Origin of the sequence: Snodgrassella alvi, assembly GCF_002777855.1 — a bacterium.
GTDB lineage: Bacteria > Pseudomonadota > Gammaproteobacteria > Burkholderiales > Neisseriaceae > Snodgrassella > Snodgrassella alvi_E.
In genome coordinates this window covers 1-9,480 of record NZ_MEIK01000037.1, presented here as the reverse complement: position 1 = coordinate 9,480, position 9,480 = coordinate 1, and the positions used below count along the sequence as shown (strand labels likewise).

2 protein-coding genes are annotated in these 9,480 nt (G+C 48.8%); both read left to right on the top strand.

Annotated features, from left to right (window positions below):
- Nucleotides 1-271 (top strand): ShlB/FhaC/HecB family hemolysin secretion/activation protein (locus tag BHC43_RS10785; protein ID WP_306807701.1); only part of this gene is annotated, 271 nt, incomplete at its 5' end.
- A 66-nt stretch (nt 272-337) separates the two neighbouring features.
- Nucleotides 338-9,480 (top strand): two-partner secretion domain-containing protein (locus BHC43_RS08945; RefSeq protein ID WP_144078753.1); only part of this gene is annotated, 9,143 nt, incomplete at its 3' end.

Sequence of the window (9,480 nt, the reverse complement as noted above, 5' to 3'; positions counted from 1 at the left end):
ACGAGGCTGGTACTGGAACAACAACCTCAGCTGGCAATATCTAGGTACCCATCAGGTATATCTAGGGCTAGATGTCGGCCACGTTGCCGGCCCCGCCACCGAAATGCAGCTGGGTAAAACACTAGCAGGTGCCGTTATCGGCTTCAAAGGCCAGATGAAAGCCGGTGGCCAGTGGTATTACGACATCTTTGCCGGCAAACCAATATATAAACCCCAGTACTTCCGTACCGCCAATACCACCGTTGGCTTCAGCCTCAACTATTCCATATAACACAATCAAACCACACATATCAGAACGCCGTTAGCCCAGGCTGTACGGCGAATAACAGGAAAAATCATGAATAAAAACAGATACAAAGTCATATTCAACAAAAAAAGAGGGATTCTGGTTGCCGTAGCCGAAAACACCATCCGTGAAGGCAAAAGCACCGCAGACCGCAATCAAAGCGGCGGCACCATCTTCAGCAGCCTACTGGCTAGACTACCCGTATTAACCAGCTCCATCCTACTCGGATTAGGTTTATGCGTACTCATTAATCACTCTGCCATAGCAGCAGACATCCATGCCGACCCGTCTGCCCCCAAAAACCAGCAACCCACCATCCTCCAAACCGCCAACGGCATCCCGCAAATCAACATCCAGACCCCGAGCAAAGGCGGCGTATCCATCAACCAGTACCGGCAATTAGACGTCAACAAACAAGGAGCCATCCTCAACAACAGCCGTAAAAGCACCCAGACCAAACAAGCTGGCTGGATACAAGGCAACCCATGGCTGGCCAAAGGCGAAGCCGGCATCATCGTCAACCAAATCAACAGCAGCAATCCCAGCCGGCTCAACGGCTACATCGAAGTAGCCGGCCGACGAGCCGAAGTCATCATGGCCAACCCTTCTGGCATCAGCGTCAATGGCGGCGGCTTTATCAATGCTGCCGGCGTCACCCTAACCACCGGCAGACCCGTACTCAATAACGGCAGCCTAGATGGCTTTCAGGTACGGGGAGGCAACATCAGCATCAACGGACAGGGGCTGGACACAAGCGGCAGCGATTACACCAACATCCTGTCCAAAGCAGCGCAAATCAATGCCGGTATCTGGGCAAATAAACTCAACATCAGTACCGGCAGTAATGACATCAATGCCCAAGGGCAGATCACCGCCAACGTAAACAACGATATATCGGACAAACAAAGCATAGCCATAGACAGCAGCAGCCTAGGTGGCATGTATGCCGGCAAAATCGTACTAATCAGCAACGACAAAGGCGTCGGCATCAACAATGCCGGCCAAATCTTTGCCGGAGCCGGAGGCGTCAGCATCAGTGCCGATGGCAAACTGAGCAACAGCGGCAGCATCGTTGCCGCAGATAAAAACAGTAGCGCCGCAGAAGAGGCCACTGCCGCCATACATGCAGACAGCATCCGCAACAGCGGCACCCTGTCCAGCCAAGGCAAAATGCAATTACAAAGCCAGCAGCTAGACAACAGCGGTTTAATCACCAGTGCCGACGAATTAAACATCCGCAACCGGCAGCTACTGAGCAATCAGGGCGAAATCAACGGCGGCCGTCTGGACATCAGCAGTGGCAGCATCCACAACCAGCAGGGCAAAATCATCCAGAGCGGCCAGCAAAGCCTGAAACTGGATCTGGATAAACTGAATAACAGCAGCAACAGCCTGATCGGGTATGCACCATCAGAACCCCCAACCAGCAACAGCAGCGAATCAGCCACAACAGAACAGCCAGCCAAGCCGCAGAAACCGGCAGAAAACCAAGATACCCCCGTACCGACCAGTGCCACAGGTGCAGGCCAGACCGAAGCAGCGGCGAGCACCCCCAAACAATTTGCCAGCGGCCAAATCATCAGCGAACAAGAAATTCTCAACGACAACGGCCAAATAATTGCCAATGGTGGCATCGATCTAAACGCACATAACGGCCTGACCAACCGTGGTACCCTCAACCTAAACAAATTACAAGTAAGCGGCGAACTACTCGACAACCAGCAAGGAAAACTCAACACCGGCGAAGCCCACATCAACACAGGCCGGCTGGATAACCGCAGTGGTGAAATCAGCAGCAGCGGACCGTTCCAGTACACAGGCAAAGAACTGGACAACCGCAAAGGCCGGATTCAATCGACGGAACAAATAGCCATAGAGGCAGAGAACACCGACAACAGTGATAGCGGCGTCATAGCGGCACAGAAACAACTGCAGATACACAGTAGTGGGCAAATTGACAATAGCAAAGGCGGGCAGCTATGGAGTGGAGGTGCGGCTGAAATACAAACGGCCAACCTAAATAACAATAGTGGCGCCATCGATAGTGACAGTCTGCAACTGAAAGCGGATAGCGTAAATAATCAGCTGGGGGCTATTCGCACCAATCAGCAAATACAGGCACAAATAAGCACCAGCCTTAATAATCAATCTGGCCTGATAAGCAGTGGACAAAATTTCAACCTAAACGCAACCAATTCCGCCAGATTAGTCATCGACAACAGCACACAGGGCAAAATCATAGCTGGCAAACAAGCCATCATCAACAGCATCAGCCTCAAAAACCAAAAGGGCAGCATAGATGCTAATGGCATTAATATTTATGCCGACAGTGTCGATAATAACGGTGGTGCCATCCGCAGCAACCAGCAGCTAAACGCCAGCATTACAAAGCAATTAAGCAATCAGGGTGGGCAGATAAGCAGTGCTGCTGACGATGTTTTGCTTAATGCAACTGGTGACAGCAAGCTGGCTGTTGATAACAGCGCCGACGGTAAAATCATCGCTGGTAAAGGGGCTGTAATCCATGCTGTAAGCGTGAACAACCAGAAAGGTAGCATCGATGCTGAAAAAATCGATTTACAATCAGATAATGTCAACAACCAAAGTGGCGCCATCCGGGCTAACCAGCAACTAAACGCTCAAATCAGCCAACAGTTGCAAAACCAGAACGGTATATTAGGCAGCAGTGGGCAGTTATATTTGAATGCCAATGGTAAGCAGCGGGCTTCAATTGACAATACAGCCGGAAAGATTATTGCCGGCAAAGAAGCCGTTATTGTTGCCACCGGCCTCAACAATCAGCAGGGCAGTATAGATACCGACAGTCTGCTCTTGCAGGCAGACAGTGTTAACAATAACAGCGGCGCTATCCGAACCAACAAGGAACTGACTACACAACTCAAAGAGCAGCTTGATAACCGTAATGGCCTGATAAGCGGCGGTACCGAAGTGGCCATTAATGCCGGCGCAGACAGCGATATTGGCGTCGACAATAGTGGCGAGGGTAAAATCGTTGCCGGCAAACAGGCGATAATCCATGCTGCTAGCGTAAACAATCAGCAGGGCAGTATTGATGCTGAAAACATCGAATTGCAGGCTGAAAATGTCAACAATCAAAGCGGCTCTATCCGGGCCAACAAAAAATTGAATGCTCGGATTAACCAAAATCTGGATAACCGCCAAGGGCAGATCAGCAGTGCAGAAGATGTTCAGATTCAAGACCAGAATGGCCACAACCTGCACATTGACAACAGCAGTGATGGCAAAATACTTGCTGGTAATGACCTAAACATCCAGAGTAAATACCTTAACAACTCAGGAAGTATCGCCGCAGGCCGTAACGCTACCATCCGCCTGCATGATGACTTCAGCGCAGAGGCTGATATCAGTGCCGGTGCTAATTTGGATCTGAGTAGCCAAGGGATAATCAACAATAGCCACACCCTCAGTGGCGGCGACAGCGTACGCCTACAGGCAGCCAGCATCAACAATCAGGCCAGCGGCACCATTCAGAGCAACAATCAAACCGAATTACAGGCACAAAGCAATATCACCAACCGTGGCCTGATAAACAGCAACGGCACCACACTAGTACAGTCCGGAAGCAGCATCAACAACATCGGTACCGGCCGCATCTATGGCAACCATGTCGCCATCGGCACCCATGATTTATACAATCAGGAAGAAACCAGCGGCACAGAAACCAAAGCAGCAGTGATAGCCGCACGCCAGCGGCTGGACATTGGTGCAACTAATATCGTTAACAAAGAACACGCCCTGATTTCCAGCGAGGGTGACATCGCCATCGGTGGCAGCCTAAACCAACAGCATCAGGCTATGGGCATGGCAGATAATCTGCTCAACAGCAGTGCCCGTATCGAAGCGCAGGGTAACGGTAACATCACCGTGCAGCAGTTACAAAATTTAAATGATCACTTCATGGTAGAAGATTATCTGGCTAACAGTGAACGAATCGAACAATATAAAGATGCAGGCAAAACTGAAACTTGGACAGAAGGAAAAGACGGCCATTTCAGTTGGAGCAGGAAATATGCTCAGTTCAAATTTAAGGATGGCAGCAAAGTTCACTGGCGCTATGATGATATCAATAAAATTAGGTGGTGGGATTTTGTACGTGACACCTATAAACAGCATATTGTCGATAGTCAGCCGGGCCAAATAATTATTGGCGGAAGTCTCAATATAGATGGCAGCCATTGGGAAAATAATAACAGTCAGATACTGGTTGGCGGTAATCTTACAGTGGGCGGTAATCTATGGCTGGAAAACAAAGAAACCAAACAAGTACAGCGTGTTGTTGATAAGGGTAAGAAAGGTAAGTTTACTTACGGTAAAAGTGGTCGGCATCATAAATCACGTAAAAAAACAGATAATGAACCAGTAGATAGTACTACCATTACGGAACTGGATTTCGAACAACCAGTCAGCGTTATCCAGCAGCATATCAACACAGGTGCTAATCAGGTCAATGCCACAGCAGCAAATGTATCCGCCCAAGAAATAAATGTCAGCAGTAACAGCAATCCTGTTGGCAGTAATAATGATAATAGCATAAATAATAACAATGCCGCCAGTCAGAATAACAGCGTGCAGCTGCATAATGAGCAGATTAAAACCCTTACCAGCTTTAATACCGGTTTACCCAACAGCAGCCTATACCATATCAATCCTGCTAACAGCGGTTATTTGGTTGAAACAGACCCAGCCTTTACCAATATGAAAAAATGGCTGGGCAGCGATTACATGCTCAGCGCACTCGGCCACAATCCGGACAAAATGCAAAAACGGCTGGGCGACGGCTATTACGAACAAAAACTGATAAACGAACAGATAGCCAAGCTTACCGGCTTTCGCCGGCTGGAAGGCTATAGCAATGACGAAGAGCAATATAAAGAGTTGATGAATGCTGGTATCAGTTTTGCACAACAGTATCAATTGACACCAGGCATTGCTCTGAGTGCTGAGCAGATAGCGCGGCTGACTAGCGACATTGTCTGGCTGGTTAATCAGACAGTAACTCTGGCTGACGGCAGCAAGCAGACCGTACTGGTACCACAAGTATATCTACAGGTGCGTGATGGTGACGTAAACTCAGCGGGTGCATTAATTAGTGCCGGCAACATCAGCCTGCATACCAATCAGAATCTGAATAATCAGGGTACTATTGCCGGCCGCAAAATTGTTGATCTGGGTGCACAGAACCTGACTAACAGCGGTTTAATTAGCGGTCAAAAAGTAGCACTGAGTGCGGTAAACAACATTGATATTAATGGAGGTGCAGCACTGGCACAGGATATGCTAAGCCTGCAAGCCAAACACATCAGCATCAATACCACCACAGCCACCCATGGCGATGAACGTAACGGTGCCACCATTATCAATCGTGTAGCTGGACTTTATGTCACCGGAAACAAAGACAGCAGCCTAACTGTAGATGGCAAAGACGGCATTGATTTGCATGGGGCCAACATTATAAACAACGCCGTCAACGGTAGTACACAGCTGCGTTCCACCAATGGCAGCATAAATCTAGGTACGGTACAGATTGCCGATCATGAAACCAGTGGCAAACTGAGCGATCGCAATCATCTATCACTTCACCACAGCGCAGAAGTGGGCACTCAAATCAGTGGACAAGGAGACATCAGTATTGCCTCAGGCAAACAGATCAACCTTCGCCAGAGTGACATCAGCAGCAATAATGGCAACGTTAATATTTACGCCAAAGATAGCGTCAATATTACCGAAGGTAGGCAAACAGCTGATTTAGATGAAGCTATTTACAACAAATCCAAAGGATTGGTTTCAAGCAAAACCACTATTGATAAATACCAAAAGCATCATGACGAAGCGATAGGCAGCAGCATCAGTGGTAATCAGGTTAATATTGGCAGTGAGCAGAATATACAGGTACGCGGTAGTAATATTATTTCCAAAGAACAAACCATTCTTAGTGCTGGAAATGATATCAACATTGAAGCTGCGCATAACCAATATAATGACCACGAATACCACGAACAGAAAAAATCCGGTTTTACCGCCAATCTGTCTAAAGGTGTGGCCAGCGTAGGATACAGTAAGACCAAAACTCAGTTGGATCAGCAAGATGGAAACCAAACCCTTACCTTAAGTCAGGTAGGCAGCCTGCAAGGTAACACCATTATTAAAGCTGATGGCAACCTAAATGCTACAGCAGCGATATTTGGTGCCGGCAAAGACCTCACCCTGCAAGGTAAAAACGTAAATTTACTGGCCGACAGCATAACCAGTGATCAGAAAATCGATATCAAAACCAAAAAAAGTGGTTTTTCAGTAGGATTTACCTATTCTCCAACTTTGGCAGCAGCCTCTGCCCTCAAAGAAGGCATGCAAAATGGCGATTTCAGCAATAGCATCGTGGGTAAAAGCATGCAAGCAGGTGAAGCAGTTTCCAGTGCCGTACAGGCTGCCTATACCCCTGTGGTTGTTACTATAGGTAACCAGCGTACCCATCAGACACACGATACCCACAATAGCGAGTCTGTTACCACACAGGCAACTGCTGGCGGCAACCTCAATATTATTGCTACCGATGGTAGCATCAACAGCGAGGGAGCCAGACTCTCAGCCGAAGGCAATGCCTTACTTCATGCCAGTGATAACATTAACCTCAGCTTTGCCCGTGATAGCCACGAAGAACATGCCACCAGCAAAAGCAGTGGTTTTAATCTGGATACACGCAAATGGACTTCACCTATCGGCCTAGCGCATGAAAAAGGCAAAGGACAAGGCTCCGTTGATAGTGCCCTTGGTACCCAGCTGTCAGTTGGTGGGACATCCAACATGCAAACACTCAAAGGAGACATCAACATCATCGGCAGCAGCGTAGTAGCAGGTGGTGACAACACCATCAACGCAGCCCGAAACGTCAACATATTATCCACCCAAAACAGCAACAGTCAGAGCGAAAGCCATAGCAGCAAGGGCTGGGGTTCTGCCCAACTATCTGATACCGAAAAATTCACCGGTTACATGAGCAGCAAAGATGAATACAGAGCCAACAACGTAGAACAGCTACGCAGTCAGGTAGGCAGCCTTACCGGCAACGTTAACATCTTTGCTGGCGAACACTATACCCAGCAAGTAGCAGATATCATTGCCGCTAATAATCTCAACATCATAGCCAAAGATATAAACGTGCTGGATGATGCCAACTACGGCAGCAGCCACCAGTCTTTACGCGACTTGAAAGTAGGTAACTTCACTAAAGTCAGCTCACCACTGATTGATCTAGCCAATGCCGTAGATACTTTACATCAGAGCAAAGCAGACGACCGTACCAAAACCCTGCAAGGGATGGCCGCATTAGGACAAGGCTACCTGGTGTACAGCGCAGCTCAAAGCGTACAAAGTGCCATGCAGAACAACGCCAAAGTTGTGTCAGATGCCCTGCTGAACGGACAGGCTGTAGACCCGAATGCACTGCAGAAAGGTGCCACACTGCTCAAAGTAGAAACGGGTATCGGCTTCAAGAGCAGCAAAAGCCGTCAAGACAGCAGCTACAGCAACTCACAGTCCAACCAGCTAACAGCCGGTGGTAATGTAAACCTTATTAGTACCGAAGGCGACATCCACTTACAAAACACCCAAGTCAGTGCTAAAGACAATATCAATCTCAACTCAGCGCGCGACATCCTGCTGGAAGCCGGCCAAAACCGACAGAAAGCCGATGGCAAAAACAGTAGTGTTGGTATGAGCGTAGGCGTAGGAGCCTCAATCGGCGCCCAGACCGGCGTGTATATTTACGGCGAAGTAGGTGCTAGCTCCGGCAGCAACCACCTAGATGCTAAAACTTACAGCCAAACCACACTGCAATCAGATAAACTGAACATCATCAGCAAAGGCGACACCACCTTGCTGGGTGCGCAGGCCACTGCCAACAGTATCAATGCAGACATTGGCGGCAAACTGAGCATAATCAGTCCGCAGGACAAAATAGACCAAGTCATCAAAAACAGCGGAGCCAGCCTGCATGTACAGGGCGGATTGGGTAGCGTATGGGAAGCCTCAGGTAATTTTAGCAGCAGCAATGCTTCTGGTCACCTTAATGGCGTCAACCAGCAATCTGGATTATTTGCCGGTAAAGATGGTTACCACATCAAAGCCGATAGCGTAGATTTGCAGGGAGGAGCCATCGGATCCACTGCAGACAAAGAACACAACCAGCTTACCACCAACAGTCTTACCTTCAAGGACATCGAAAACCACTCCGACTTCCATGCCAGCAATGCATCGATAGGAGGAGGTTTTTCCGGAGACGGCCCGGGGCCAGTAGGCAATCCGAGTTACACCCCCGGCCTGCCACAATACGAAAGCGGCAGCGACCATACCACCACACATGCCACCCTAAGCCCGGGGCAGATAATTATAAACGGCAAAGAAACCAGCGTAGAAGAACTGGGCATCCACAGCGACATCAGCACAGCACACAGCAAAGTAAATGAACTGCCGGATTTACAGCAGATTATGGACAAACAGCAGGCCGTAGCTGATGCCACCGCCACCATCATGCAAAGCGTACGTACACTAAGCACAGATATGGCAAACAAAGCGGACAAAGAAAAGCAGCAGGCGAAAAAAGCGGCAGAAGAGCAACTGCAAACAGAAGGCGGAGAGATACTAAACAAATACAATAGCCTGAACGAAGCCGAAAAAGCCGAATTCCTGAAACAATATTCCAGCAGTTACAAACAAGCAGACGAACAGGCACAGGCATGGGGCATAGGCGGCAACAAGAGCCGTGCACTGAATGCAGTGACCACAGCCATCACCGGTGCACTGGGCGGACAGACCAATATACAGGTAGTGGCCAACACCTTAGCACCATATGCATCAGAGCTGATAGGCAAACAATTCGGCCACGGAGAAAACAAAAACGAAGCAGCGCAGCTGGTAGCGCATGCCATATTAGGTGCAGTAACTGCAAGTGTAAACGGAGGCAGTGCAGCAGCAGGAGCGGCAGGAGCGAGCAGTGCAGAATTGGCAGCCCAATACCTAATAAACCATCTGCCAAAAGAGCAGTATCCAGAAGCAATAGATCCCGCCACAGGAGAAATAGACCCGAACAGATTGCCGGAAAACGTAAAAGGAAGCATAAGAGACCTATCGTCAGCGATAGGGACAGTAGCAGGGGG